This window comes from Micropepsis pineolensis (assembly GCF_055392125.1).
Genome location: NZ_AP042408.1, coordinates 1,438,862 through 1,464,307 on the forward strand (window position 1 = coordinate 1,438,862; position 25,446 = coordinate 1,464,307).

The window sequence follows — 25,446 nt, forward strand, 5'->3', positions numbered from 1 at the left end:
TTGAGATGGCACGTTCGGTTTGGAAAGGCCCGTTCGTCGACGGCGATCTGCTGAAGAAGGCGGAAACCGCGCGCAGTTCCGGGCGCAAGGATGTGATCAAGACCTGGTCACGGCGTTCGACGGTTCTGCCGCAGTTCGTGGGACTGACTTTCGGTGTCTACAACGGCAAGAAACATATTCCCGTTCTGGTTACCGAGGATATGGTCGGTCACAAGTTAGGCGAGTTCTCGCCGACGCGCACCTTCCATGGCCACGCGGCGGGCGACAAGAAAGCGAAGAGGGACTAATGGGCAAGAAAGCACGCGAACGCGTTCTCGCCGATTATCAGGCGAAGGCCATTGGCCGCGCAATTCGTATCTCTCCGCGCAAGCTAGGGCTTGTGGCGCAGGCAATCCGTGGTAAGACGGCGGAGAAAGCGCTCAATGAACTGACTTTTTCGCCCAAGCGCATTGCTGGGTCGGTTAAGAAGGTTCTGGAGTCGGCGATCGCCAACGCGGAAAACAACCACGATCTCGACGTCGATGATCTGGTTGTGACGGAAGCGTCGGTTGGTAAGAACATTATCATGAAGCGCTTCCAGGCTCGTGCCCGTGGGCGTGGCGCCGGGATCCAGAAGCCGTTCTCGCAGATCACCATTGTGGTCTCTGAGAAAGGTAAGCTGACGCCCAAGGCTAAAAAAGGTGCCGATAAGGCAGCGACCAGTGAAGCGGTGCAGACCGATGCGCCGGCGACTGAGCAGGAGAAAGCGTAATGGGTCAGAAGGTCAATCCGACCGGTTTGCGACTTGGCATCAATCGCACCTGGGACTCGCGCTGGTACGCCGGCAAAAGAGAATATGGCAAGCTGCTGCAGGAAGACATCAAGATCCGCAGTTACTTGATGGAACGTCTGAAGGCCGCGGGTGTCAGCCGCATCATTATCGAGCGTCCGCACAAAAAGTGCCGTATCTCGCTGCATTCGGCTCGTCCGGGTGTTGTGATCGGTAAAAAGGGTGCCGATATTGAGAAGCTGAAGGCTGAGGTTCAGAGATACACCACCGATGAGGTGCATCTGAACATCGTCGAAGTCCGCAAGCCGGAAATCGATGCCAAGCTGGTCGCTGAGAATATCGCCCAGCAGCTCGAACGCCGTGTGGCTTTCCGCCGTGTGATGAAGCGCGCCGTTCAGTCGGCGATGCGTCTGGGCGCCCTGGGCATCCGTATCAATTGCGGCGGTCGTTTGGGTGGGGCGGAAATCGCCCGCATGGAATGGTACCGTGAAGGTCGCGTTCCGTTGCATACCCTGCGTGCTGACATCGACTATGGTGTGGCCACCGCGAAGACGACCTATGGTGCCTGTGGCGTCAAGGTCTGGATCTTCAAGGGCGAGATCATGGAGCATGATCCGATGGCGGTCGAGAAGCGTCTGGCCGAAAACACGGATCAGAAGCAGTCGCGTCCGCAATCCCCGGCTCACGCGCCGGCGCCTGTGGTCTAAAGTTTGAAAGAGTATAGCCATGCTTCAACCGAAACGAACCAAATACCGCAAGCAGCATAAAGGTCGCATTCACGGCGCGGCTAAGGGCGGCACGCAACTGGACTTCGGTGCCTTCGGTATGAAGGCGCTGGAACCGGAACGTATTACAGCCCGCGAAATCGAAGCGGCTCGCCGCGCGATCACTCGCGAGATGAAGCGCGCTGGCCGTGTCTGGATCCGTGTTTTCCCGGACGTGCCAGTATCGAAAAAGCCCGCCGAAGTGCGAATGGGTTCGGGCAAGGGCGCCCCGGAATTTTGGGTTGCCAAGATTAAGCCCGGTCGCATTCTGTTTGAGATCGACGGCGTCGATCTGGTCACCGCCAAAGAGGCGATGCGCCTGGGGGCCGCCAAACTGTCCATTGCGACCAAGTTCGTCGCGCGCGACATAGTGTGAGATGAAGATGGCAGAGAAGAAGACATCGGCTGACACGAAAGCCGCGAAGGCTGCGTCAAAGACGGACGAGTTCCGTGCCAAGACGAATGACGAGCTGATCGAACAGCTGACCAAGCTGAAGAAAGAGCAGTTCAATCTGCGCTTCCAGCGCGCTAACGGCCAGCTTGAAAAGACGAGCCGGATCCGCGTCGTGCGTAAGGAAATCGCGCGTCTTGAAACGGTTTTGACGGAGCAGCGCCGAAAGGCCGTCTGAAGGATAAAAGGATCGAAAAATGCCCAAGCGCGTGCTGCAAGGCGTCGTAGTCAGCGACAAAAATGATAAGACGGTGGTGGTGAAAGTGGAACGCCGCTTCATCCACCCCGTGTTGGGAAAGATCGTGCGTCGGTCAAAGAAGTATCACGCCCATGATGAAAAGGGTGAGATCAAGGCCGGTGAAGTGGTTCGGATTCGCGAGTGCCCGCCGATTTCCAAGTTGAAGACTTGGGAAGTTGTCGAGCGCGTGACGGGCAAATAAGCCAGCAGGCTGCGGGAGTAGAATACCATGATACAGATGTCCTCCGAGCTTGATGTCGCCGATAATTCCGGCGCGCGTCGCGTGATGTGCATCAAGGTTTTGGGCGGTTCACACCGCCGCTATGCCGACGTCGGCGATACGATCGTTGTCTCGGTCAAGGAAGCCATTCCGCGCGGTCGCGTGAAGAAGGGCGATGTCTGCAAGGCGGTGATCGTGCGCACGGCGTACGGTGTTCGTCGGCAGGACGGTAGCCTGATCCGCTTCGACGGTAACGCCGCGGTTCTGGTTTCGGCTCAGGGCGAGCCGGTTGGTACGCGTATTTTCGGGCCGGTTACCCGTGAATTACGTGCCAAGAACCACATGAAGATTATCTCGTTGGCGCCGGAGGTGCTCTGATGGCTGCGAAAATTAAAAAAGGCGACCAGGTGGTTGTGACCACAGGTCGTGATAAGGGCAAAAAGGGCGAAGTCATTCGTGTGCTGCCGAAGGAAGAGCGCGCGGTTGTCCGAGGCGTTGCCCTGGCGAAGCATCACCAGAAGCAGACCCAGACGGCCCAAGGCGGCATCATCTCTAAGGAAGCCGCGGTGCATTTGTCCAATCTTGCGCATGTAGACCCCAAGTCCGGCGACGCCACCCGTATTGGCTGGAAGGTGTTGGGCGACGGACGTCGCGTGCGCTATGCGAAGAAGTCCGGTGAGGTCATCGATGTCTGAGGCTGGTAAAGAAAAGAAGGCTACGAAGGCTGCCGCTGGCGCGCCTAAAGCCGAAAAGAAGGCCAAGAAAGGCGCCGAGAAGGCTGCCGGTACCACTGTAAAGGTGGGTGAGGCTGCTCGCGAGGAAGGCTATGTGCCGCGTTTCAAAAAGCGGTACCTTGAAGTCATCCGTCCGGCTCTGATGGAAGAATTTGGTTACAAGAACCAGTTCCAGGTGCCTGAACTGAAGAAGATCGTTCTGAATATCGGTGCGGGCGAAGGTTCGCAGGATACCAAGAAGATCCAGTCGGCCCTTAACGATCTGACGGCGATTGCCGGCCAGAAGGGTGTCATCACCCGTGCGAAGAAGTCGATCTCGACTTTCAAGATCACTGAAGGCCGCCCTGTTGGCGTCAAAGTGACCTTGCGCAAGGAGCGGATGTACGAATTCCTCGATCGCCTGATCACTACGGCCCTGCCGCGCGTTCGCGACTTCCGTGGCGTTAACGGCAAGAGCTTTGATGGCCGTGGCAACTATGCCATGGGTCTGAAAGAGCACATCGTCTTCCTCGAAATCGATTACGACAGAACGGAAAACGTGTGGGGTATGGATATCATCATCAACACGTCTGCGAAGACCGATGCAGAAGCAAAGTCGCTTCTCAAGGGCTTCCAGTTCCCGTTCGTCAACTAAGGGTGAAGCGTTATGGCGAAACTGTCGCAGATCAACCGTAATGCCAAGCGCGAGAAGATGGTGGCGCAGTTTGCTACCAAGCGTGCGGCGTTGAAAGCCACTGCTGAAGACTTGAGCGTGCCGCCCGAAGAGCGTTTCGCCGCCCGTCTTAAGCTGGCCAAGCTGCCGCGTAATTCCGCCAAGGTGCGTATCAAGCACCGTTGCGGTTTGACGGGGCGTTCCAAAGGCTTTTATCGCAAGCTTAAGCTGTCGCGTATTGCGCTGCGCGAGTTGGCGAATTTCGGACAGATCCCTGGCATGACCAAGGCGAGCTGGTAAGGAGAAACGGGAATATGGCGGTCACCGATCCCATTGGCGATCTTCTGACGCGTATCAGAAACGGTCAGCTTCGCGGCATGACAAAGATTAAATCACCGTCGTCGCATTTGCGCACGACCCTCCTAGACGTGCTTGCAGCCGAAGGCTACATCCGCGGCTATGCCGAGGTTGAATTCAAGACGGGGATTAAGGAGCTCGAAATCGAGCTCAAATATCACGAAGGCCGTCCGGTCATTCGCGAAATCAAGCGGGTGTCGACGCCCGGCCGTCGTGTCTACGCGTCGGTCAAAGAGCTTAAACCCCACCGTCAGGGCCTGGGTGTATCGATTGTCTCCACGCCGCAGGGCGTTATGACCGATATCACCGCTCGCGAAAAGAACGTCGGCGGCGAAGTTCTTTGCCAGGTGTTTTAGGAGAGAAGCATGTCTCGTATCGGCAAGAAGCCGGTTCCTGTGCCGCAGGGCGTTACCGCCTCTGTCGACGGCAAGTCCGTCAAGGTCAAGGGACCGAAAGGCGAGCTTAAAGTCACGCTGGTCGAGGAAGTGGATGCTTCGATCGACGAACACGGCATTACCCTCACCCCGCGCGACGGCATGGAGCGGGCTGATCAGATGTGGGGTTTATCCCGCACCCTGGTCAACAACCTGGTGCATGGCGTTACACATGGCTTCGAACAGAAGCTGGAAATTCAGGGCGTCGGCTATCGCGCCGCAGTCCAGGGCAAGAACCTGAACCTGCAGCTCGGCTTCAGTCACGATGTCGTTTATCCGATCCCCGAAGGGATCGCGATTACGGCAGAGAAGCCGACGATGCTGACGGTTGCTGGCATCGACAAACAGTTGGTCGGTCAGGTTGCCGCGGAGATCCGCAGCTATCGTCCGCCGGAGCCCTATAAGGGCAAGGGTGTGCGGTATGCGGGCGAGTATGTCCGCCGCAAGGAAGGCAAGAAGAAATAGCCATGTCGAACAAACTTTTCGAACGCCGTCGTCAGCGCGAACGTCATCGCATCAAGACGCACAACAATGGCCGTCTACGTCTGTCGGTCTATCGCTCGGGTCGGCACATGTATGTGCAGGTCATCGACGATATCGCTGGCGTGACGCTGGCTTCCGCCTCGACCAACGAGAAAGAAGCCAAGCTCACCAAGTCGTGGAACATCGAAGCGGCCACCGTGGTCGGTAAGAAGATCGCGGAACGCGCCATCGCCAAGGGTGTCAAGCAGGTTGTCTTCGACCGTGGCGGTTACATTTATCATGGGCGCGTCAAGGCGCTCGCCGATGCCGCTCGCGAAGGCGGTTTGGAATTTTAAGAAGGGATACGGCTCGTGGCGCGTGAAGGCAGAGAACGCGGCGATCGCGAAGAGCGTGACAGCGAATTCGTCGATAAGCTGGTGCACATCAACCGTGTAGCCAAGGTTGTGAAGGGCGGTCGTCGTTTCGGTTTCGCCGCCCTCGTAGTGGTAGGCGATCAGCGTGGCCGGGTTGGTTTCGGCCACGGTAAGGCGCGCGAAGTTCCTGAAGCCATTCGTAAGGCGACGGAAGCGGCCAAGCGGGCGCTGATCCGCGTGCCGCTGAAGGATGGTCGTACGCTGCATCACGAAATCCGCGGCCATCACGGCGCTGGTAAGGTTGTGCTGCGTCCGGCTCCGGCTGGTACCGGCATCATCGCTGGCGGCCCGATGCGCGCGATTTTCGAAGCGTTGGGGGTTGGCGACGTGGTTTCCAAGTCGCTGGGGACTTCCAATCCGTACAACATGGTGCGGGCGACCTTCGACGCGCTGAAGAACCAGCAGTCGCCGCGTTTGGTGGCACAGCGCCGTGGCCGTTCTGTGGCTGAGATTGTCTCTCGCCGCGAAACGACCAAGACGGCCGAACCGACGGCATAAGGGATCCTACGATGGCTGAGAACAAAAAGACCGTGACCGTCCGTCAGACCCGCAGCGCCAATCGCAAGCCTAAGGAACAGGAAGCGACGTTGAAGGGGCTGGGGCTCGGCAAGATCGGTCGTACCCGCACTCTCGAAGATACTCCGGCGGTGCGCGGCATGATCCGTGCGGTGGCCCACCTGCTGGAAATCGTCGAAGACAAGAAATAACGCCTGGATGGCCGGTGTGCCCCGCAAGGGCTTTTAAAAGCATACCGGCCTGTCCTGACGAGGAGATAAGAAATGAAACTCAACGAAATCCGCAACAATCCCGGCGCGCACAAGCGCAAGACCAAGGTCGGTCGCGGGTCTTCGTCGGGCTTGGGTAAAACCTCCGGGCGCGGCGTCAAGGGCGCCAAGGCGCGTACCGGCAATGCGGTGTATGGCTTTGAAGGCGGCCAGATGCCGCTGCATATGCGTTTGCCGAAGCGCGGCTTCAATAACATTTTTGCCAAGAATTTTGCCGAGGTGAATGTTGGCGCCTTGCAGAAGGCCGTTGACGAAAAGAAGCTTGATGCTTCTGCCAAGGTGGATGTGGCTGCCCTGCAAAAGGCTGGCCTGGTGAACAAGCCGCTGGATGGCGTTCGTCTTTTGGGCGACGGCGTCCTGACGGTTAAGCTGGAAATCGAAGTGGCTGGCGCGTCCGCCCCCGCGATTGCCGCGGTCGAAAAGGTCGGTGGTTCTGTCGTGACGACCTACAAGAAGAAGGTCAACATGAACAAGAACGGTCAGCCGGGTAAGAAGGCCGTGCGTCGGGTTAACGCTGCTGAGAAGAAAGCCGCTCGCGCAGCAGCCGTATAACAGGTTCCTCTTAAGGCGATGGGCCAGGTGCCATAGGGCACTGGCCCCTTTGCCGTCTTACGGGGCCGGCCATAACGATCATGCCGGGTCAGGAGTAAAATAATGCCGTCAGCAGCAGAACAACTGGCTTCCAATTTCAATTTCAAGTCTTTGGGTAAAGCCAAGGAGCTGCGGCAGCGTTTGCTGTTTACGCTTGGGGCGCTGATTGTGGCGCGTCTGGGCACCTATATTCCGATGCCGGGCATCAATCCGGCCGCCATGGCGCAGTTCATCAATTCGCAGGCCGGCGGTCTTCTGGATGTCTTCAATACGCTGGCCGGTGGCGCCGTGCAGCGTATGGCGATTTTCGCTCTCGGCATCATGCCGTACATTTCCGCCTCGATCATCATGCAGTTGATGACCAGCGTTATTCCCAGTCTGGAAACGCTGAAGAAAGAAGGCGAAGCCGGTCGTAAGACCATTAATCAGTATACCCGTTATCTCACGGTTGTTCTGGCTGCGGTGCAGGCTTTCGGCATTGCCATTGGTCTGGAGCATACTTCGAACATCGTGATCGAACCGGGCATGTTCTTTCGCCTGACCGCGGTTGTTACGCTGACCGGTGGCACCATCCTTTTGATGTGGATTGGTGAACAGATTACCAGCCGTGGCGTTGGTAACGGTATTTCGCTGATCATCTTCGCCGGTATCGTGGCGCGGTTTCCGCAGATCTTGGGGCAGGGGCTTGAAGGGGTGCGCACGGGCGCCGTCAATCCGCTTCTGTTCATTCTGGCGCTGATTGGTGCTGTGGTTCTGGTCTGCTTCATCGTTTATTTCGAGCGGGCACAGCGCCGGCTTCTGGTGCAGTATCCAAAGCGACAGGTTGGCCAGAAGATGTTCGGTGGCGAATCTTCGCATCTGCCGCTGAAGCTCAACATGTCGGGCGTTATCCCGCCGATCTTTGCTTCGTCCATTCTGCTGATGCCGTCGACGGTTGCGTCGTTCAACGCCGCGAACATGCCCGACTGGCTGCAGACCATCATCATCTATTTAAGCCCGGGGCACCCGCTGTACCTGACGCTGTATGGTCTGATGATCCTGTTTTTTGCCTTCTTCTACACCTCGATCGTCTTCAATCCGGAAGAAACCGCCGAGAATCTGAAGAAGTATGGCGGCTTCATTCCCGGTATCCGTCCGGGTAAGAAGACCGGCGAATATATCGATTACGTTCTGACCCGTATCACCCTGGTCGGCGCGCTCTACCTCTGCGTCGTTTGCCTGATCCCGGAATATCTGCGTTCGGATGTTTCCTTTGCCTTAGGCGGCACCTCGATCCTGATCGTCGTCAGCGTGACCATGGATACGGTGGCGCAGATTCAGAGCCATCTGATCGCGCAGCAATATGAAGGTCTGATCAAGAAGGCCAAATTGCGGGGAGCACGTCGTTGAATATTATTGTTTTCGGGCCGCCCGGATCGGGCAAAGGTACGCAGGCCAAGATCCTGCAGGCGGAAAGAAATTTACCCCAGCTGTCCACCGGGGACATGCTGCGCGCCGCCATTGCGGCCGGCACTGAGCTTGGCCTGAAGTGCAAATCGATTATGGCTGCCGGGAACCTGGTTCCTGACGAGGTTGTCGTTGGTATCATCGGCGACCGTTATGACCAGAAAGATTGTGCCGATGGTGCGGTGTTTGACGGTTTTCCGCGCACCATCCCCCAGGCCGAAGCGTTGGACGCAATGCTGTCAGCCCGTGGTCGCCAGGTCGATCTGGTGATTGAGCTTAAAGTTAATGATTCGGTCCTGATTGGCCGGGTGGAACAGCGGATCAAGGAAAGCGGCGGGATTGCCCGCGCCGATGACAACCCTGAGACGTTAAAACAGCGCTTGGGTGTGTACTACAAAAACACAGCGCCGCTGCTGGAGTATTACCAAAGCCAGGGCAAACTGGTGACGGTGGACGGGATGGCCGCGATCGATGTGGTTACCAAAGCCATCGCTGCCGAGGTTGAAAAGGCTAAAGGTAAGGAGTTGGCGGCTTAGGGGCCAAAAGACGGGTGTTGACTGGGACTGCTGTAATCATATAATCCCAGCCCCCGTGCTGAAATTGGCTTTCGCCGCTTCGGCAGGCATTTGCTTATGCCGAATAAGGTGAGTTGAACAGTTCGAATTGGGCCAGCTGAAAAGCTGATAGAATTTAGCGGAGACACTCGTGGCACGTATCGCCGGCGTTAACATTCCTACTCAGAAGCGGGTCGAGATCGGCCTGCGCTATATCCATGGCATTGGCCCGTCTAAGGCCAAAGAGATCTGTGAAAAGATCGGCATCTCGATGGAACGTCGCGTGAGCGACCTCAGCGAAGCCGAATTGATCCAGGTCCGCGAGATCATCGATCGCGACTATATGGTCGAAGGCGATCTGCGCCGTGAAGTGGCCATGAACATCAAACGTTTGATGGATCTGGGCTGCTATCGTGGCCTGCGCCATCGCAAAGGGCTGCCGGTTCACGGCCAGCGCACCCATACCAACGCTCGCACACGCAAAGGCCCTGCCAAAGCGATTGCCGGCAAGAAGAAAGTGACGAAGTAATCCCATGGCACCCTCGGATAAGAAACCCGCGGCACGCACGCGCAAAAAAGAGAAGAAGAATATTGCTGTTGGCGTGGCCCATGTTGCTGCGACCTTCAACAATACCATCATCACCATAGCGGACACCGCCGGGAATGCGATTTCCTGGTCGTCGGCTGGCACGATGGGCTTCAAAGGCTCGCGCAAGTCGACCCCGTATGCGGCGCAGGTTGCCGCCGAAGATGCCGGTAAGAAGGCGATGGATCAGGGTATGCGTACTCTGGAAGTCGAAGTTTCTGGTCCGGGTTCGGGGCGCGAATCCGCGCTGCGTGCGTTGCAGACTGTCGGGCTGACGGTGACGTCGATCCGCGATGTTACGCCGATCCCGCACAATGGCTGCCGCCCGCCCAAGCGTCGCCGCGTCTAAGTCCATTCTTGTTGTTTCGGAAATAACGCGTACCCGTCGCACGAAATGGGCGTGGTCCGACACGTCCGGGAAACGATGAGGAAAAATGTTTCAAAAGAACTGGCAAGAACTGATTAAGCCGCAGAAACTCCGTATTGAGCCCAATCCGGAGAATGCGAATATCGCCACGATCATCGCCGAGCCGCTCGAACGCGGTTTCGGTCTGACGCTGGGTAATGCGTTGCGCCGTGTTTTGTTGTCTTCGCTGCAGGGCGCAGCCATCACCTCGATTCAGATCGAGGGCGTGCTGCACGAATTCTCCTCGATTGCAGGTGTTCGTGAAGACGTCACGGACATCGTGCTGAACGTCAAGCAGGTTGCGCTGCGCATGCATGCGGAAGGGCCCAAGCGCCTTTCGTTGCGCGCCACCGGCCCCGGCGAAATCACCGCCGGCCAGATCCAGGCGAATGCGGATGTCGAAATCCTCAATCCCGATCTGGTGATCTGCACGCTCGACGGCAACGCCGAATTGCGCATGGAACTGACGGTTAGCACCGGTAAGGGGTATGTTGCGTCTGATCGCAATCGCCCGGAAGATGCCCCCATCGGTCTGATGGCGGTGGATTCGGTGTTCACGCCGATCAAGAAAGTCTCTTACAAGGTTGAGAACACCCGCGAGGGCCAGATTCTCGACTATGATAAGCTGACGATGATGGTCGAGACCAATGGTGGTGTCACCGCAGAGAACGCTGTGGCCTATGCCGCGCGCATTCTGCAGGATCAGCTGCAGGTCTTCATCAACTTCGAAGAACCGCGCGAGCGGGTTGCCGAAGAGACCAAGCCGGATCTCTCCTTTAATCCGGTGCTGCTCAAGAAGGTTGACGAACTCGAACTTTCGGTGCGTTCAGCCAATTGCCTCAAGAACGACAACATCGTCTACATCGGCGATCTCATTCAGAAGACCGAAGCGGAAATGCTGCGTACGCCGAATTTCGGCCGCAAGTCGCTGAACGAGATTAAAGCCGTTCTGGCCGAGATGGGGCTGCACTTGGGTATGGATGTGGCGGGTTGGCCGCCAGAGAATATCGAAGACCTCGCCAAGAGGTATGAGGATCAGTATTAATATCTTGCCGGGTTCCGATGGGTACATCGGCGCCTGGTTGTGACGAGGAATAGATAGTATGCGCCATCGTAATGCCGGCCGTAAACTCGGCGTCAAATCGCAACATCGTGTCGCCATGTTTGCCAATATGGCCGCGGCGCTGATCAAACACGAACAGATCATAACCACTCTGCCCAAGGCCAAGGCCCTGCGTCCGGTGGTCGAGAAGCTGGTTACCCTGTCGCGTCGTGGGGCAGACAATCTGCACGCCCGCCGTCAGGCGCTGTCGACCGTGCGTGACCTGACCCAGGTCAAGAAGCTGTTCGACGTACTCGGCCCGCGTTACAACGGCCGCCCCGGTGGTTACACCCGCGTGTTGCACGCTGGTTTCCGTCATGGCGACCATGCCGCGATGGCGATCATCGAGTTCATTGATCGTGATCCGGAAGCCAAGGGCAAGGATTCAGGGTTGGTCGAAGTGGCCGATTCCGAAGAAGCTCAGGCTTAAGTCTTGCTGCATAAAAATCAGCTGCAAGGTTGATTTTCGGCTCGCGCCGCAAAGATAATGGGGGTGGTTCCTTTGGGGCCGCCCCCTTTTTCGTTTTCCGCCTGTAACCGGCCCTTATCGCTTGAGAAGGTGCATCATGGAGCTGAGGACGTTCATGTCGAAATACCGTATTCCCTTATTTCTTCTGGCCGGTGTGCTGGTCGGTGGCATTGGCTATGCCGTGGGCTCGGGTCATTCTGATGAACCGCTGCCCGAATCGACGCTGCAGCCCGAAGTCACCGGCAAGATGCCCCAGTCGATGGGGCAGGTGCAGCTGACCTTTGCCCCTGTCGTGCGGCGTGTCACCCCCGCCGTGGTTAACGTCTATTCCAAGACGGTGGTGCGCGAGCAAGCCAATCCCTTCTTTGCCGATCCGTTCTTTCAGCAGTTTTTCGGCAACCCCGGCCAACGTCAGCGCGTGCAGCAATCGCTGGGCTCCGGCGTTATCGTGCGGGCCGACGGGCTGATCCTGACCAATAACCATGTGGTGCAGGGCGGTCAGGATATTGTCGTCGCACTGTCTGACAAGCGCGAGTTCAAGGCCAAAGTTGTGCTGGCGGATCCGCGCACCGATCTGGCCGTGCTGAAGATTGATGCCAAGGAACGCCTGCCGGTGGTCGAGTTTGCCAATTCCGACCGGGTACAGGTTGGCGATCTGGTGCTGGCCATCGGCGACCCGTTCGGCGTCGGTCAGACCGTGACGATGGGAATCGTTTCGGCGCTGGCCCGGACCGAGGTTTCGGCCTCCAACTATCAGTTCTTCATCCAGACCGATGCAGCGATCAATCCGGGCAATTCCGGTGGCGCGCTGGTCGATGCCAATGGCCGTCTGGTCGGTATCAACACGGCGATCTATTCGCGTTCGGGCGGCAATATTGGTATCGGCTTTGCGATTCCGTCCAATATGGCGCGCAAGGTGGTCGAGGGTGTCGCCTCGGGCGGCGTCAAGATGCCGTGGATGGGCGTGGATGGTCAGGCGGTCACGGCCGAGCTGATGGGCAGTGTCGGCCTGTCACGCCCCTCCGGTGTGCTTTTGAAAAGCGTTTACCCCGGCAGCCCCGCCGATGATGCCGGGATTCATGCCGGTGACGTGATCCTGAGCGTTGACGGGACCGCGGTCGACGACATTCAGTCACTGAACTATCGTGTGGCGACCCGCCGCCCCGGCGACAGAATCGCCGTTCGTGTCGCCAGCGATGGCAAAGCCCGCGATGTGACGGTGCGCCTTGACCTGCCACCGGAGAAACCGGCGCGCGATCCCCAGACCATCGGCGGGCGCAATCCGGTGACCGGGGCCAGGGTCGAGAATCTGTCACCGGCGGTGGCCACCGATCTGCAAATGGACCTGCTTGCCAAAGGTGTCGTGGTGACCGATGTGCCCCAAGGCTCGATTGCCGCCCGCTATGGCTTTCAGCCCGGCGATATCGTGCGCAGTGTTAATGGCAAGGCGGTCGATTCAACCAGTGAACTCAAAGGCCTGCTCGAGAGCGAGGGCTGGCTCATTATCGTCGATCGCGGCGGTCAGCGTATGACGTTGCGCGTCGGAAGATGATCTGTGTACTGATATATTCTTTGTTGTAATAAGACAAAAAGGGCGGCCGCGTGCCGCCCTTTTTTATTCGAAAAAAATGCGTTTAGCAGCGCAGGTTATTCGCCGCCCCTACGTATAAATGTATTGGGGGGCCGCTGATGCAGCAATTCTACGTCCCCTTATGGTGGTTTCACGGATTGTTCAATTGCATTGCCGCGCCTGTCGGCAAAAGGTGTTTATGTAAAATATGGATAGGAAAATCGCGGCTTTGACGGTGTCGCAAATGACGCTGGGGGTGCGTTTTTTCCATATTTAATGGGGTAGGGGGGATTCCATGCGTTATGTACGTATTGGGCTTGGTCTGTGTGCCGCAGCCAGCCTCATGACAAGTGCTGTCACGGCGGCGGAAAAAAGCGGGGCTTCACCGGCAACGTCGCAGTCCAAGGCAACCGAGAATGTGGAAACCGTAACGGTTACCGGCACGCGGCCAAAGGCACAGATTCTGCCCGACCGCACGGTCTATACCATCAGCCCGGATAGTCTGGATGCCACCGGCTCGCTGGCCGATGTGATAAAAAACCTGCCGCTGGTCGATATCGATACGCAGGGCAATGTCACCGTGCGCGGCGAGGGGGTGACCATTCTGATTGATGGTCATCCGTCGGTGTTATTTTCGCAAGGTCAGGGCGATGCGCTGGAACAGCTACCCGCCGATGTGATCGACAAGGTCGAGGTGATGACCAATCCCCCGGCGGAATTTAAAGCCGAAGGCTCCGGCGGCATCATCAATCTTGTCACCAAACGGAACCGCAAAATACCGGCCTCGGGCCGCATCCGCCTCAATGTCGGCAGCGAGGGCAATATCAGTGCTTCGCTTCATGGCAATATCAATCTTGGTGGTGTGCGGCTTAACGCCTCCTACAACGAGCGCCGCAATATTCGCCATACCGCGCAAGCCATTGTCCGCACCGAGGATGGGACAGAACTTTCGTCGCAGAATATTTCGTCAAAAAACGATACCTCCTCGCGCTTTGCGATGCTGAAAGCCGGCTACGATATCGACCATAACGACACGATCGATCTGAGCGGCGTATATATGTCGCGGACCAGCAAAACCGTCTCGGGCGAGCGCGCCGTTTCGGATAGTGCCGCAACCGATATCACCCGGCTGGGGCTGACCCACCCAGACAACGAAAATGTGCAGACCTCGCTTGATTATCGTCATGACTTTGCCACCAAAGGCGAACGGTTCGATCTGCATCTGTCACACGCCGAATCCTGGTCGCTGCAAAATCAGAACTACAGCAATGTCGTTACCGCCACCGGCGCGCCCGAATACTGGCAGTTGCGCCTGCAGGACGGCAGCAACAAGAATTCAGAACTGACGGCGCATTATTCGCTGCCGCTGCCCCATGATGGTATGTTCAATGCTGGTTACGAGGTGGAGGACATCACCAACCAGTCGGATAATAATGGCTACCGACGCAGCAGTCTGACGGATGACTGGGGCGTGGATGCCGCCTATACCAGCTTTTTTATATATGACCGCACCACCCATTCCGGCTTTGCCACCTATCAGCAGAAATATGGCAGCCTCGGCATCAAGGGCGGTTTGCGACTGGAACAGGATTATGTCACCACCGATCTGAAAACCACCGGCGAGATCGATCACGCATCAACGCTGGGCGTTTTTCCCAGCCTGTATCTGACCTATAGCCTCACCGACACGCATCAGATCGGGCTGTCCTACAGCCGCCGTACCCATCGGCCCGACATGGGGCAGCTGAACCCGGCGCAGCAATCGAGTGATGCCTATAATATCCGGGCGGGCAATCCGCAGCTCAAACCCGAAATGATCAATGCGTATGAAGTGAGCTATCATTATCTCGGCGGCAAAGACGATGTTACGCTGACCGGTTATTATCGCAGCACGGATAATGCTATTTCGTCGGTGTACCGGAATATTTCAGACACGGTTCTGCTGACGACCTATGGCAATCTTGCCCGCCGCATGGCCAGCGGCATGAGCGCCCATATGAACATCACGGTTCTGGAGGGGCTGTCGCTCAGGGCCTCCGGCTATGTCGCTTACACGGAATTCGATCCGAATACTGGCAGCGCTTCTGAAAAGCGGTCGGGTATCAACTGGTCGATGGGCGGTGGTATAAACTGGCGCATCACGCCGGACGATCAGCTGCAGTTCAGAAATATGTATCGTGCGGCGCAGGTGTCGGCGCAAAGCCGGTCTAAGGCCAGTTTGCGCGGCGAATTCGGCTACAGACACAGTTTCACCAAACAGCTCTCGGCCAATCTGATGGTCAATAATCTGTATGCGTCGGAAAATGGCAGCAGCATCCAGCAAACGGCCGGGGTGTATCAGTCGAGCCGGTCCCGCATGCAGGGGCGCAGCATTTCCTTCGGACTGACGTATGCCTTCGGCGGTGAAAAGGAACGCGAAACGCCAGACGAAGCCGACCGCACGGATGAGGAAAGCCGGGACGAGTAAGACCACATCCTGAACCCGCCCGAGGGATGGCTGTCATCCAGCATCAACCCAACCATCCGATCCGGATGGCTGGGGCTGGCGTGAAGGTCTCTGATGCGCCAGAAGCCGACGTTTCAGTAACGTCGGCATCGGCCTTCAACACACCGTTCAGAACCGGTTATAATCAAAGGCCAGAATTTTCCGGGCCCGCCCTTTTAAGCGCAGGGGATACAATCTTCTGCCCTAACCGAATTTTCGTTCGATGTCCCGTGCAAACGCTTTGCCCTCTTCGTCGAGATGCCGACGCAGAAAGCGGCCACCAAGGCCGTTCACATAAGCCCCCGCAGCAACCAGGTCATTGGGGAAGTCGGCACCTATCGTACACAAAAGCCTGCAACAGTTGGTCCCCACTGCCTGCACTTCCAATTCCCACGGCACACCAACCACCGCTCGGAACCAGCGCAGGACATAAGCTTCGGTGTTGTGGGAATATAGTACCACCCGGTCGGGCCGATGCTCCTGCATCACATAGTGCTGAACGATCATTTCATTTCCGATCGCCTCGACATTGACCATGTGGAAGCAGTCGTCGCGGAAATAGCTTCCCATGGCTTTGTGGCCCCGGGCATAGGATGCGTAATCCGTATCTGTCATCTCCGTCACCCACCGATAGAGGTCTATCACCTCTTTTCGGAGGCCGATTTCAAATGATCCCGAAATTCTCATGCTCCACCTTTCGTGCGCTCTGGCCGCGGCTGGACAAGGGGGGCTAACCGCGGTAAATAGCAACCTATCACTGATAGCCTATCAGTGATAGGTTAGGGCTACACTGTCAAGTCGAGATTCACGAAAGGAAACCGCATGCAATCGCGAGTAAAAAAAACTGCGATGGCGCACCCAACCGGCAACCGTCGTGAGGATATTCTCGCGGCAGCGCTAAAGTTGTTCGGCGAGTATGGGGTTCATGCTGTCACGACCCGGCAGATTGCCGCTGCCGTAGGGATATCGCAGCCGAGCCTTTATGCCTTTTTCCCGAATAAACAGACTCTTGCCGCCGAAGCCTGTGCGCGAACATTCGAGGCGTTGGCGGTACAGCTTGCCAAAGGGCTTGCGGTGCTCAGGCGCGGGGGCGGGGATGTTGGCACTTTCGGAAAAATCTATATCGAATTCGGGTTGGCGCATCCTGACGCGTATCGCCTGGCGTTTATGGTTGAAAAGCGCGATCTGGCACCAGATGCCACATCTGGTGGACTGCCCGTCCTGACGGCGGGCCTGCAGACCTTCGATCTTCTGAGAGAAGCTATCACTCTGACGATCGGTGCAGGCTTACCACCCCACGCGGTGGCCCCACTGGCCCAAAGCATATGGGCTTCGCTACATGGGCTTGTTGCGCTGCTGCTGGCCCGCCCGGATTTTCCCTGGTGCGACCGACAGAGCCTCATTGATCAGCACATCGCCCGAACGTTCGCGCAAACGACGTCTGTGTTCTAGGTTCAGCGATGAGGGCGGCTTGGCAATATAAAACAGGCCCCTCATGCTGAGCTTGTCGAAGCATGAGATAAGTCGAAGCATGTCACAACCTTCTCCTCCCCTGCGTTTTCGCGTGGTGAGGCATAACGAATGATCCTGCGTTGCCGAACGTGGCATGCCGAAGGCATGACTGAGGGGGCGATCATTCCTCGCGCCCCAAGCTGCATATGTTCTGGTGCGTTTGCGCCCCCACCGTCATGCTCGGCTTGACACCGGCCCTGCTGCCTCCCCAGTGCGCGGGCACAGGGGAGGAAAAGTGGGATGCATCACGGCGCAGGTGTTTTTAGCGTTGCTGCATATGGTGTGCGACGAAGCTGGCGAAATCGCCTTCCGACAGTTCTGAGCCAGAGAGCGTGAGCATGGCGTGGGGCAAGGTTGATATATGAGTGCTAAACGCCTGAAGAATCAGTATCAAGCCATATTTTGAGGTCGGGCCACCAGATTGTGGTGACATCGTGATCGGCAATTATAGCACCTGTTTCGGAACGCAACCGCCTATCGCGAGGCGTCAGTTTGATAGGTCCCCAATACGGAGGCGCGGAGACCTCTTTGGGCACTGCGGGGTTTTCTATAAGGCTGTCAGAGTTGCCATCAATTACTTCATCCCCGGCACGAACCCATACATGCTTCCAGCGATAGATTTCTTTATGGTTTTCGTCGAAATAAATCGCGTCTCCGCCTACTGCGTGAGCATCTATACCTAAATATTTTAAAGAAAGTGCCAAAAGAGATGAAAATTGCTCGCACATTTCACTACGACCACAGAGATTTTCATCAACCAGCATTGCCACCTTGTCGAGTAGCGCAAGACGTTTGGGTGACGTAAGTATTCCGGACTTATCTACCAGATATTCCGACGGCCTTGGTCGCGAAGCATTGTTCTTCTGTTCTCGAATTTTAAGAACAATGGCACGCGTAAAATCCGGCATGTTTTGAAAAAAGTCTTCTGCTGATAAATTTGTAGCCGGTGAAATTTCTCTCATAGACATCATCTCTTGGTGACGTGGCTATTAGAGACATATCATGTTGTAGTGTGAACTTCTACTAAAGAAGGAAATGCAGACACTGCAATGCGCTCTGCTTCTGCATGCTTCCGGTGGTGTGTCTGTGGCACGTCCAGCCTCATCCTTCGACTGGCTCAGCGACTGTCTTTGAAGTCAAGCGTTTTGCCATGGCGTTTTATCTCTGAGGATAGCGTTTAGGACGGTGAGGATGAGGGCGGTTTGGCAATATAAAACAGGTTCCTCATGCTGAGCTAAGTCGAAGCATGTCACAACCTTCTCCTCCCCTGCGTTTTTGCGGGTTGAGGCGTAACAAATGATCCTGATGATCATTCGTTGCCGAACGTGGCATGCCGAAGACATGACGGAGGGGGCGATCATTCCTCGCGCCCCAAGCTATCCTGAACGTTCACTATTGTAATTATTAGATGTTTATATGACTTTGTTGAATCTCTGCTCTCTGGATGGCGTGATTGAGTTAGCCTAACCGAACTTGAATTAATGGGGATTGGTAATAGCAATGTCGTCTGAACCCGTTTCGACCGCTCCTTGGCAGCAGGCTGAGAAGAAGCATTTTCTCGAGCTTAATATTGATGCGATTGTTTGCAAGGGAACGTCTGCTGAAGCGTTTGTCTATGGAGACATGTTCAGCGCAGCTCTTGCTGATCCTGCAACTCCGGAATTGCATCGTCCAGCCCTTGAAATGCTTAGGGCGATCATGCGGATGCATGAAATCACAGTGCCAACCTGCCCACCGTTTGGGCCTGAGTCCCAAACTGCAGATGGGCGCAGGTCTGCAATCCCTGACGATTTTTCCGGACATCTGATTGATGTTATGTCCGCTTGCCTTGGGATGTCTCCACATCCTGTCTTTCAGGCGCGGTTGGCGCACCTTATCTGGTTCCTTAGACGAAAGGAGAAAGAGACAGGCCTGAAGGCGCTCAACGCGTATCTTGATATATTGAAGATGCTTGATGCAGGAAAATTGTCTGCGCATGGTGAAACGACTGCATTAAGCGTGGCAGGGCATGACAAGCTATGCGTTGCGTTCAATCTATCACGTGGTTTGGGGTATCCGGAGACAGAGAATTCGAAGCTTCGAACAATAACGAAAGACCTGTTTGACTGCGCCTGTGCGTCGGAGAAAGTGTGGGCTGTTCTTCGTTTTGGTGAATTGGCGCTTTGTTACGCACAAGTGCCCCCAACAGATATAGCTAAGAGTACCGAGAAATTTATATCAGATCATATAACCAATACCGATGATGATAAAATTGCTGACCTATGGCAATTGGCAGCGAGAGCTTATCGTTCAGCAAAAGAACAAAATGAATTCTATCGTTGTAAAACTGAGGTTGCAGAATGCTATGTGCGTTTTGCAGAGAAATTTGCTGCAGGAGATCGTGGGGCATCTGTTGCCGCGCACTGGATGTCTCGAGGCATTGATGCGTATCACGGTGTCCCGAATATTAAGGAACGCCGAACTGCACTTCGACATCGCCTTGTTGATATTCAGTCACGCATTTCCGATGAACTCATCCCGATTTCTGAAACAACGGATATCCGCGATATTATCAAGCATTCGGAAACTCAGTTTGAGAATCTTTGTTTATCAACGGCATTGCTTCGTTTTACATTGCTGTCCAGACCTCCAGATCCCGAAGTTCTGATCCATGAAGCCCGGGTAGCTGTTGCAGAACATCCTTTGTCTGCAATTTTTGGTACATCACATATAGATGCGGAGGGAAAAGTTTTAGCAACGTCTCCCGGTATAGATCTTGGCATTAATGGGCCTTCTGGCGATTTCGAGCCGCAGATTTCACAGCGTGAAGGTATCCGGCGTGGGCTTGCTGTCGCGGGGCAGATTGAGGTAGCTCGTAATATAATTTCGCTTGAGCATAGGGTATCGAAAAATACACTTCTTGAGCTTCTCTGTTATAGCCCGGCAATTCCACCACGTCTGTTGCAAACGATGGTTGACGGTTTTTCCCGCTACTTCGATGGCGATATGGTGGCCGCTCTCTATATTCTTACCCCATTGCTTGAGGGCATCCTCAGGCATGTTCTTAAAAGTGCCGGGCATGATGTAACAACTCGTGATGACGCAAGTGGCACGCAAGAGGATCGTACGATAACTGGGTTGTATGATTGTATGCGCAAAGAATTAGATGATATCTTTGGTCGTGCGCTTACAGAAGATATACGCCGTGTGTTTCTTTCTAAGTTGGGGCCTAGTCTTCGACACGGTGTAGCCCATGCACTAATTGCAGATGGCACTCCGTACCATGAAGATGCTAATTATGCTTGTTGGCTAATATGGTGTTTAGCTGTTTATCCCCTAATCCCTCATTGGGATGAAATCTGGGGAAACGATCCATCTGCTATACATTAATGGGCATAAGATATCCGGTTAAGTGCCGCTAACGTGCCTGCATATGGTGTGCGACGAAGCTGGCGAAATCGCCTTCCGACAGTTCTGAACCAGAAAGCGCGAGCATGGCGTGGGTCAGGGCGATTTTGTCGGCCACCAGCCGATACTGGTTCAGCCCGAGAAATGCGATCAGGCAGGCCAGTGCGGTGCGTTTGTTGCCATCGATAAAGGGATGGTTCTTGGTGACGCCAAAGGCATAGGCCGCCGCCAATACAGCAAGGCTGTTTTCCCCATAAGCCTGTTTATGCTGCGGGCGGGCGAGGGCGGCATCAAGTGCGCCCTCATCCCGGATTCCCGGCAGGCCGCCAAACAATGTCAGGCTGTCCTGATGGATGCCCAGCACCGCCAGCTTCGGCACCCAGATCACTTGGCCCGCGGCACTCATTTGGCCAGCGCTTCGAAGACCTCGCGGTAGTCCCGCATGCCTTCGCGGGCAAACCCGATGGCCTGTTCGATGGTGCGGGCGGTATCGGGATCGGATGGCGTCAGCAAAATGCCGTTGCTGGTTTCGACGACATGGATTTCATCCCCCGCGCGGACGTTGAGTTTGGTCAGAAGCTCTTTCGGGAAGATTGCCCCGGTTGATTTGCCGACAGCACGCAGTTTCAGGGTGGTCATGATCGTCTCCAACAGGTGATTATAATTTAGGTTATAACCTGTGGCGAGTCAATGTACGGTCTGGGTGGGTAATGGGGTGGTTTTTAAGCGTTTTTTGCGGGGATTAAGAGGGTTTTATTTCCTGCTTATGTAATTTTATTTCTGATTTCTGGCCGCTACGGTTTTTATGTAACCCCATCTGATGGGAGCCCACCGGAGTTGGTTTCTGGATGGAATGTTGCGTCGGGCGGTTCCGGCCAAATTGGACTGGTGTGGATAGGGATTGGATAGGCTTTTTGCTCCGGTTGGGCGTGTGCGCTTGCGTTCCCTTTCTGTTCGCAGTATTTCTGCGCCAGATATCTGTAAGGGGCGGTGATGTCCAATCTGTTCCAGTCTGCCGGTATGGAAGACGAGGCGCCGCGCCCGCTGGCCGACCGTTTGCGGCCTAAAACCCTGGCCGATGTGGTGGGGCAGAACCATCTGACCGGCCCGGAAGGCCCGATTGGCCGCATGGTGGCCGAAAAGCGCCCCCATTCTATTATCTTCTGGGGCCCGCCCGGCACCGGCAAAACCACTATATCGCGGCTTCTGTCCAACGCCTTTGATCTGCAGTTCGAGCAGTTGTCGGCGGTGTTCTCGGGCGTGGCCGATCTCAAAAAGGCCTTCGAGGCCGCCCGGGCCCGCCGGATGAGTGGGCGGGGCACCTTGTTATTTATCGATGAAATTCATCGCTTTAACCGCAGCCAGCAGGATTCGTTCTTGCCGGTGATGGAAGACGGCACCGTTATTGTGGTGGGGGCGACGACCGAGAATCCCTCGTTCGAGCTAAATGGGGCCTTGCTGTCGCGCGCCACGGTGCTGGTGCTGAAGCGATTGGATGATGATGCGCTGGAAACCCTGTTGCAGCGGGTCGAGGGACATTACGGCGAACCGTTGCCGCTGACGCAGGATGCCCGCGCCGCCTTGCGCGCCATGGCCGATGGAGACGGGCGCTATTTGCTTAATCTGGCCGAGGAGATTGCCAGCCTGAAGGTGGTGGCGCCGCTCGATACCGCGGGGCTGGCTACGATGGTGCAAAAACGCGCCCCGGCTTACGACAAGTCACGTGAAGAACATTACAATCTTATTTCCGCGCTGCATAAGTCGGTGCGCGGCTCAGACCCTAATGCGGCGCTCTATTGGCTGGCGCGCATGCTGACGGGTGGGGAAGATCCGCTGTTCATTGCGCGCCGTCTGGTGCGCATGTCCGTCGAGGATATCGGTCTTGCCGACCCGCAGGCCGTGGTCCAGGCGCTGGCGGCCAAGGATGTCTATGATTTCCTGGGCTCACCGGAAGGCGAGATCGCGCTGGCGCAATGCGTGGTTTATCTGGCCACGGCGCCGAAATCGAATGCGATGGAGATTGCGATCGACACGGCCCGGGCTGCGGCCAAGGCAACCGGTTCCGTCATGCCGCCTGCGCATATCCTCAACGCACCGACTAAGCTGATGTCGGAACTGGGCTATGGTGCGGGCTATCAATATGACCACGATGTCGAGGACAGCTTTTCCGGCCAGAACTATTTTCCCGATGGCATGGCGCGGCAGAATTTTTATCGCCCCCGGGAAATCGGTTTCGAGCGCGAGGTGCTGAAGCGACTCGACTATTGGGCCAAGCTGCGGGCCAAACGGAACGCCGGATCTGCCAACGAATAAAACGAAACGCGCCGCTTTGCCGGCGCGTTTCGTTTATGTGCCCAGCCAAAGACCATCTGGCGTCTCGTTTTTGGGGGGGAAATCGGCATTTAGAGCGGTTTTGCGGGGTGATATGTGATTTTGGCTGGGATTTTGGGATGCGTGGCGGGGAATCGATTCCGTTCAGCGGGTGCGGCGAGGGTTTGGGGCGGGTGAATCGGTCCTACAATCTGCCGACGGCGTTTTGGCCTAAATCGTAGAATATGGTGCTTTAGGGCCGTATCTGGTGGTTTTGACAGCTTTGGTACCGACAGCTGGTACGCGGGCGGGGTAAAAAACAAATAGTTAAAAAAGCCAGCAAAAGCGGGGTTTAGAGAAAAAGGTTTGGCTGGCGGGTCGTTTTTTTTGAATTGTCGTTTGACAGGTGCGGGGATGGTGCTTATACACCGCGCCACGCCGCACGCCGGTGACACTCACTGGCGAACGGTTCAGGCGTCTAAAAAGCGAAGTAAGTACAGAAGTTTTAGGCGTAGTTGTTTGACATTGTAGATCGAGGAAGGGGAACGTGGGCGGCGGCTCGGCTTGCCACACTGTCGGATCAAGTATCTGACAGGTTTCAAATCGAGCGCTAATGTTGAATGCTCGCGTTCCTTTGCAAACACATACTTTTATAGATGTTCGATTTTTCTGGTTCCTGACGGGGCCGGGAAGATCAAACCTCGTCAAAGCAGTGAATGCGAACACGCAAAATTATAGCATTCAGCGTTTGTGTCTCTAGGATCATAACTTGAGAGTTTGATCCTGGCTCAGAACGAACGCTGGCGGCAGGCCTCAAACATGCAAGTCGAGCGCCCAGCAATGGGAGCGGCGGACGGGTGAGTATCGCGTGGGAATGTACCTAGTGGTTTGGAACAACTCATGGAAACGTGAGCTAATACCGGATAAGCCCGTAAGGGGAAAGATTTATCGCCATTAGATCAGCCCGCGTAAGATTAGCTAGTTGGTAGGGTAATGGCCTACCAAGGCGACGATCTTTAGCTGTTCTGAGAGGAAGATCAGCCACACTGGGACTGAGACACGGCCCAGACTCCTACGGGAGGCAGCAGTTGGGAATCTTGGACAATGGGCGCAAGCCTGATCCAGCCATGCCGCGTGAGTGATGAAGGCCTTAGGGTTGTAAAGCTCTTTTACCCGGGAAGATAATGACTGTACCGGGAGAATAAGCTCCGGCTAACTTCGTGCCAGCAGCCGCGGTAATACGAAGGGGGCTAGCGTTGTTCGGAATTACTGGGCGTAAAGCGCGCGCAGGCGGCTATTCAAGTCGAGGGTGAAAGCCCAGAGCTCAACTCTGGAACTGCCTTCGAAACTGGATAGCTTGAGTACGGGAGAGGTGAGTGGAATTCCCAGTGTAGAGGTGAAATTCGTAGATATTGGGAAGAACACCAGTGGCGAAGGCGGCTCACTGGCCCGTTACTGACGCTCAGGCGCGATAGCGTGGGGATCAAACAGGATTAGATACCCTGGTAGTCCACGCCGTAAACTATGAATGCTAGCCGTTGGGCAGCTCGCTGTTCAGTGGCGCAGCTAACGCATTAAGCATTCCGCCTGGGGAGTACGGCCGCAAGGTTGAAACTCAAAGGAATTGACGGGGGCCCGCACAAGCGGTGGAGCATGTGGTTTAATTCGACGCAACGCGCAGAACCTTACCAGGGTTTGACATCCCAAGACCGCTCTTGAAAGAGAGTTTTCCCGCAAGGGACTTGGAGACAGGTGCTGCATGGCTGTCGTCAGCTCGTGTCGTGAGATGTTGGGTTAAGTCCCGCAACGAGCGCAACCCTCGCCTTTAGTTGCCATCATTAAGTTGGGCACTCTAGAGGGACCGCCGGCGACAAGCCGGAGGAAGGTGGGGATGACGTCAAGTCCTCATGGCCCTTACACCCTGGGCTACACACGTGCTACAATGGTGGTGACAATGGGCAGCTACTTCGCGAGAAGATGCTAATCTCAAAAAGCCATCCCAGTTCAGATTGCAGTCTGCAACTCGGCTGCATGAAGGTGGAATCGCTAGTAATCGCAAAACAGCAGGTTGCGGTGAATACGTTCCCGGGCCTTGTACACACCGCCCGTCACGGCATGGGAGTTGGTTTTACCCGAAGATGGTGCGCTAACCGCAAGGAGGCAGCCAGCCACGGTAGGATCAGCGACTGGGCCGAAGTCGTAACAAGGTAGCCGTAGGGGAACCTGCGGCTGGATCACCTCCTTTCTATGGATGATACCCCGATTAACGGCACTCATGTCGTTTCCCGGTATCTGTATAGACAATGGCAAGTTTGCAGCCGCCCCCTTCGTTTCCCTTCCTCCCGTTTAGTCAAGCAGCACGGCTGTATTGACGTACCACAAGCGGTAAGACACCTATCGGGCTCGTAGCTCAGGTGGTTAGAGCGCACGCCTGATAAGCGTGAGGTCGAACGTTCAACTCGTTCCGGGCCCACCACTGCTCCAGCTACAGCGCGAGCAGATAAGCATCGTTTGGAAGATATTCGATTACCGGGGCCATAGCTCAGTTGGGAGAGCGCTAGCTTTGCAAGCTTGAGGTCACCGGTTCGATCCCGGTTGGCTCCACCAATCGCGTGGATCGCAGATATCAAGGTACAATAAACGGGACAAGGTACAAGCTTCGTCGTTTGATCGTAAGATCAGAATGACGATGATATATGACATTGTGAAGGCGGGATTAGCCGATACT

Annotated in this window: 31 protein-coding genes, 2 tRNA genes and 1 rRNA gene; 30 read left to right on the top strand and 4 right to left on the bottom strand. The window is 55.9% G+C overall.

Features of this window, described 5'->3' with window-relative positions; all coding sequences use genetic code 11:
- Nucleotides 1-5 precede the first annotated feature (5 nt).
- The 24 genes from rpsS to ACZ5RI_RS06535 all read left to right on the top strand — a co-directional run bounded on the left by rpsS (nucleotide 6) and on the right by ACZ5RI_RS06535 (nucleotide 15,491).
- Nucleotides 6-287, top strand: coding sequence for a 30S ribosomal protein S19 (gene rpsS, locus ACZ5RI_RS06420; protein WP_464515285.1), 282 nt, complete (start codon nucleotides 6-8; stop codon nucleotides 285-287).
- Nucleotides 287-751 (top strand): 50S ribosomal protein L22, encoded by a 465-nt coding sequence (rplV, locus tag ACZ5RI_RS06425; RefSeq protein WP_464515286.1) that lies wholly within the window; start codon nucleotides 287-289, stop codon nucleotides 749-751. The genes rpsS and rplV overlap by 1 nt, the downstream gene beginning before the upstream one ends.
- Nucleotides 751-1,476: a 30S ribosomal protein S3 gene (gene rpsC, locus ACZ5RI_RS06430; RefSeq protein WP_464515287.1), complete on the top strand. Its 726-nt coding sequence runs from the start codon at nucleotides 751-753 to the stop codon at nucleotides 1,474-1,476. Before rplV ends, rpsC begins: the two co-directional genes overlap by 1 nt.
- Nucleotides 1,477-1,495: 19 nt before the next feature.
- The gene (gene rplP, locus ACZ5RI_RS06435) at nucleotides 1,496-1,909 is read left to right on the top strand and encodes a 50S ribosomal protein L16 (RefSeq protein WP_464515288.1); all 414 of its coding nucleotides are present in this window, start codon (nucleotides 1,496-1,498) and stop codon (nucleotides 1,907-1,909) included.
- Between the two features lie 7 nt (nucleotides 1,910-1,916).
- Nucleotides 1,917-2,162 (top strand): 50S ribosomal protein L29, encoded by a 246-nt coding sequence (rpmC, locus tag ACZ5RI_RS06440; RefSeq protein WP_464515289.1) that lies wholly within the window; start codon nucleotides 1,917-1,919, stop codon nucleotides 2,160-2,162.
- 19 nt (nucleotides 2,163-2,181) lie between these two features.
- Nucleotides 2,182-2,424 carry a 30S ribosomal protein S17 gene (rpsQ, locus tag ACZ5RI_RS06445; RefSeq protein WP_464515290.1) on the top strand — a complete coding sequence of 81 codons (243 nt, stop codon included), beginning with the start codon at nucleotides 2,182-2,184 and terminating at the stop codon, nucleotides 2,422-2,424.
- A 27-nt stretch (nucleotides 2,425-2,451) separates the two neighbouring features.
- On the top strand, nucleotides 2,452-2,820 hold the full coding sequence (rplN, locus tag ACZ5RI_RS06450) for a 50S ribosomal protein L14 (protein WP_464515291.1): 369 nt from the start codon (nucleotides 2,452-2,454) through the stop codon (nucleotides 2,818-2,820).
- Nucleotides 2,820-3,137, top strand: coding sequence for a 50S ribosomal protein L24 (gene rplX / locus ACZ5RI_RS06455; protein WP_464515292.1), 318 nt, complete (start codon nucleotides 2,820-2,822; stop codon nucleotides 3,135-3,137). Before rplN ends, rplX begins: the two co-directional genes overlap by 1 nt.
- Nucleotides 3,130-3,810 (top strand): 50S ribosomal protein L5, encoded by a 681-nt coding sequence (rplE, locus tag ACZ5RI_RS06460; RefSeq protein ID WP_464515293.1) that lies wholly within the window; start codon nucleotides 3,130-3,132, stop codon nucleotides 3,808-3,810. Before rplX ends, rplE begins: the two co-directional genes overlap by 8 nt.
- Before the next feature lie 12 nt (nucleotides 3,811-3,822).
- On the top strand, nucleotides 3,823-4,128 hold the full coding sequence (rpsN, locus tag ACZ5RI_RS06465) for a 30S ribosomal protein S14 (RefSeq protein WP_464515294.1): 306 nt from the start codon (nucleotides 3,823-3,825) through the stop codon (nucleotides 4,126-4,128).
- Nucleotides 4,129-4,142: 14 nt separating this feature from the next.
- Nucleotides 4,143-4,541 (top strand): 30S ribosomal protein S8, encoded by a 399-nt coding sequence (rpsH, locus tag ACZ5RI_RS06470; RefSeq protein WP_464515295.1) that lies wholly within the window; start codon nucleotides 4,143-4,145, stop codon nucleotides 4,539-4,541.
- Between the two features lie 9 nt (nucleotides 4,542-4,550).
- A complete protein-coding gene (gene rplF / locus ACZ5RI_RS06475; protein ID WP_464515296.1) occupies nucleotides 4,551-5,084 on the top strand; it encodes a 50S ribosomal protein L6 in 534 nt (177 codons plus the stop codon).
- Entirely contained in the window at nucleotides 5,081-5,437 is a 357-nt protein-coding gene (rplR, locus tag ACZ5RI_RS06480; protein ID WP_464515562.1) for a 50S ribosomal protein L18, read from the top strand. Before rplF ends, rplR begins: the two co-directional genes overlap by 4 nt.
- A gap of 15 nt (nucleotides 5,438-5,452) precedes the next feature.
- Nucleotides 5,453-6,013 carry a 30S ribosomal protein S5 gene (rpsE, locus tag ACZ5RI_RS06485; RefSeq protein WP_464515297.1) on the top strand — a complete coding sequence of 187 codons (561 nt, stop codon included), beginning with the start codon at nucleotides 5,453-5,455 and terminating at the stop codon, nucleotides 6,011-6,013.
- 11 nt (nucleotides 6,014-6,024) lie between these two features.
- Complete coding sequence (gene rpmD / locus ACZ5RI_RS06490) at nucleotides 6,025-6,222, top strand: 50S ribosomal protein L30 (RefSeq protein ID WP_464515298.1); 198 nt, start codon at nucleotides 6,025-6,027, stop codon at nucleotides 6,220-6,222.
- 72 nt (nucleotides 6,223-6,294) lie between these two features.
- Nucleotides 6,295-6,852 carry a 50S ribosomal protein L15 gene (gene rplO, locus ACZ5RI_RS06495; RefSeq protein WP_464515299.1) on the top strand — a complete coding sequence of 186 codons (558 nt, stop codon included), beginning with the start codon at nucleotides 6,295-6,297 and terminating at the stop codon, nucleotides 6,850-6,852.
- Between the two features lie 102 nt (nucleotides 6,853-6,954).
- Nucleotides 6,955-8,280 carry a preprotein translocase subunit SecY gene (gene secY / locus ACZ5RI_RS06500; protein ID WP_464515300.1) on the top strand — a complete coding sequence of 442 codons (1,326 nt, stop codon included), beginning with the start codon at nucleotides 6,955-6,957 and terminating at the stop codon, nucleotides 8,278-8,280.
- Nucleotides 8,277-8,873, top strand: coding sequence for an adenylate kinase (locus ACZ5RI_RS06505; RefSeq protein ID WP_464515301.1), 597 nt, complete (start codon nucleotides 8,277-8,279; stop codon nucleotides 8,871-8,873). Before secY ends, ACZ5RI_RS06505 begins: the two co-directional genes overlap by 4 nt.
- Before the next feature lie 169 nt (nucleotides 8,874-9,042).
- Nucleotides 9,043-9,420 carry a 30S ribosomal protein S13 gene (gene rpsM / locus ACZ5RI_RS06510; RefSeq protein WP_464515302.1) on the top strand — a complete coding sequence of 126 codons (378 nt, stop codon included), beginning with the start codon at nucleotides 9,043-9,045 and terminating at the stop codon, nucleotides 9,418-9,420.
- 4 nt (nucleotides 9,421-9,424) lie between these two features.
- Nucleotides 9,425-9,826 (top strand): 30S ribosomal protein S11, encoded by a 402-nt coding sequence (gene rpsK, locus ACZ5RI_RS06515; protein WP_464515303.1) that lies wholly within the window; start codon nucleotides 9,425-9,427, stop codon nucleotides 9,824-9,826.
- An 85-nt stretch (nucleotides 9,827-9,911) separates the two neighbouring features.
- Nucleotides 9,912-10,928 (top strand): DNA-directed RNA polymerase subunit alpha, encoded by a 1,017-nt coding sequence (locus ACZ5RI_RS06520; protein ID WP_464515304.1) that lies wholly within the window; start codon nucleotides 9,912-9,914, stop codon nucleotides 10,926-10,928.
- Nucleotides 10,929-10,986: 58 nt separating this feature from the next.
- Nucleotides 10,987-11,415, top strand: a complete 429-nt coding sequence (rplQ, locus tag ACZ5RI_RS06525) for a 50S ribosomal protein L17 (protein ID WP_464515305.1) — start codon at nucleotides 10,987-10,989, stop codon at nucleotides 11,413-11,415.
- A 136-nt stretch (nucleotides 11,416-11,551) separates the two neighbouring features.
- Complete coding sequence (locus ACZ5RI_RS06530; RefSeq protein WP_464515306.1) at nucleotides 11,552-13,006, top strand: DegQ family serine endoprotease; 1,455 nt, start codon at nucleotides 11,552-11,554, stop codon at nucleotides 13,004-13,006.
- Nucleotides 13,007-13,319: 313 nt separating this feature from the next.
- A complete protein-coding gene (locus ACZ5RI_RS06535; protein ID WP_464515307.1) occupies nucleotides 13,320-15,491 on the top strand; it encodes a TonB-dependent receptor domain-containing protein in 2,172 nt (723 codons plus the stop codon).
- Between the two features lie 222 nt (nucleotides 15,492-15,713).
- Here ACZ5RI_RS06535 and ACZ5RI_RS06540 read toward each other — a convergent pair whose 3' ends face one another.
- Nucleotides 15,714-16,124, bottom strand: coding sequence for a hypothetical protein (locus tag ACZ5RI_RS06540; RefSeq protein WP_464515308.1), 411 nt, complete (start codon nucleotides 16,122-16,124; stop codon nucleotides 15,714-15,716).
- A gap of 234 nt (nucleotides 16,125-16,358) precedes the next feature.
- Here ACZ5RI_RS06540 and ACZ5RI_RS06545 point away from each other — a divergent pair, with 234 nt between their 5' ends.
- Nucleotides 16,359-16,961 (top strand): TetR/AcrR family transcriptional regulator, encoded by a 603-nt coding sequence (locus ACZ5RI_RS06545; RefSeq protein WP_464515309.1) that lies wholly within the window; start codon nucleotides 16,359-16,361, stop codon nucleotides 16,959-16,961.
- Nucleotides 16,962-17,389: 428 nt separating this feature from the next.
- Here the strand turns inward: ACZ5RI_RS06545 and ACZ5RI_RS06550 are convergent, their stop codons facing one another.
- Nucleotides 17,390-17,983 (bottom strand): hypothetical protein, encoded by a 594-nt coding sequence (locus tag ACZ5RI_RS06550; protein ID WP_464515310.1) that lies wholly within the window; start codon nucleotides 17,981-17,983, stop codon nucleotides 17,390-17,392.
- Nucleotides 17,984-18,521: 538 nt separating this feature from the next.
- On the opposite strand from ACZ5RI_RS06550, the gene ACZ5RI_RS06555 reads away from it, so the two are divergent.
- Nucleotides 18,522-20,390 (top strand): DUF7380 domain-containing protein, encoded by a 1,869-nt coding sequence (locus tag ACZ5RI_RS06555; protein WP_464515311.1) that lies wholly within the window; start codon nucleotides 18,522-18,524, stop codon nucleotides 20,388-20,390.
- A gap of 28 nt (nucleotides 20,391-20,418) precedes the next feature.
- Here the strand turns inward: ACZ5RI_RS06555 and ACZ5RI_RS06560 are convergent, their stop codons facing one another.
- Both ACZ5RI_RS06560 and ACZ5RI_RS06565 read right to left on the bottom strand, forming a co-directional pair.
- Complete coding sequence (locus ACZ5RI_RS06560) at nucleotides 20,419-20,814, bottom strand: type II toxin-antitoxin system death-on-curing family toxin (protein WP_464515312.1); 396 nt, start codon at nucleotides 20,812-20,814, stop codon at nucleotides 20,419-20,421.
- Nucleotides 20,811-21,047, bottom strand: coding sequence for an AbrB/MazE/SpoVT family DNA-binding domain-containing protein (locus ACZ5RI_RS06565; protein ID WP_464515313.1), 237 nt, complete (start codon nucleotides 21,045-21,047; stop codon nucleotides 20,811-20,813). Before ACZ5RI_RS06565 ends, ACZ5RI_RS06560 begins: the two co-directional genes overlap by 4 nt.
- Before the next feature lie 354 nt (nucleotides 21,048-21,401).
- Here ACZ5RI_RS06565 and ACZ5RI_RS06570 point away from each other — a divergent pair, with 354 nt between their 5' ends.
- The 4 genes from ACZ5RI_RS06570 to ACZ5RI_RS06585 all read left to right on the top strand — a co-directional run bounded on the left by ACZ5RI_RS06570 (nucleotide 21,402) and on the right by ACZ5RI_RS06585 (nucleotide 25,325).
- Complete coding sequence (locus ACZ5RI_RS06570) at nucleotides 21,402-22,721, top strand: replication-associated recombination protein A (RefSeq protein ID WP_464515314.1); 1,320 nt, start codon at nucleotides 21,402-21,404, stop codon at nucleotides 22,719-22,721.
- Nucleotides 22,722-23,483: 762 nt separating this feature from the next.
- Nucleotides 23,484-24,963, top strand: a 16S ribosomal RNA gene (locus ACZ5RI_RS06575).
- A gap of 154 nt (nucleotides 24,964-25,117) precedes the next feature.
- Nucleotides 25,118-25,194, top strand: a tRNA-Ile gene (locus tag ACZ5RI_RS06580).
- A 55-nt stretch (nucleotides 25,195-25,249) separates the two neighbouring features.
- Nucleotides 25,250-25,325, top strand: a tRNA-Ala gene (locus tag ACZ5RI_RS06585).
- Nucleotides 25,326-25,446: the final 121 nt, after the last annotated feature.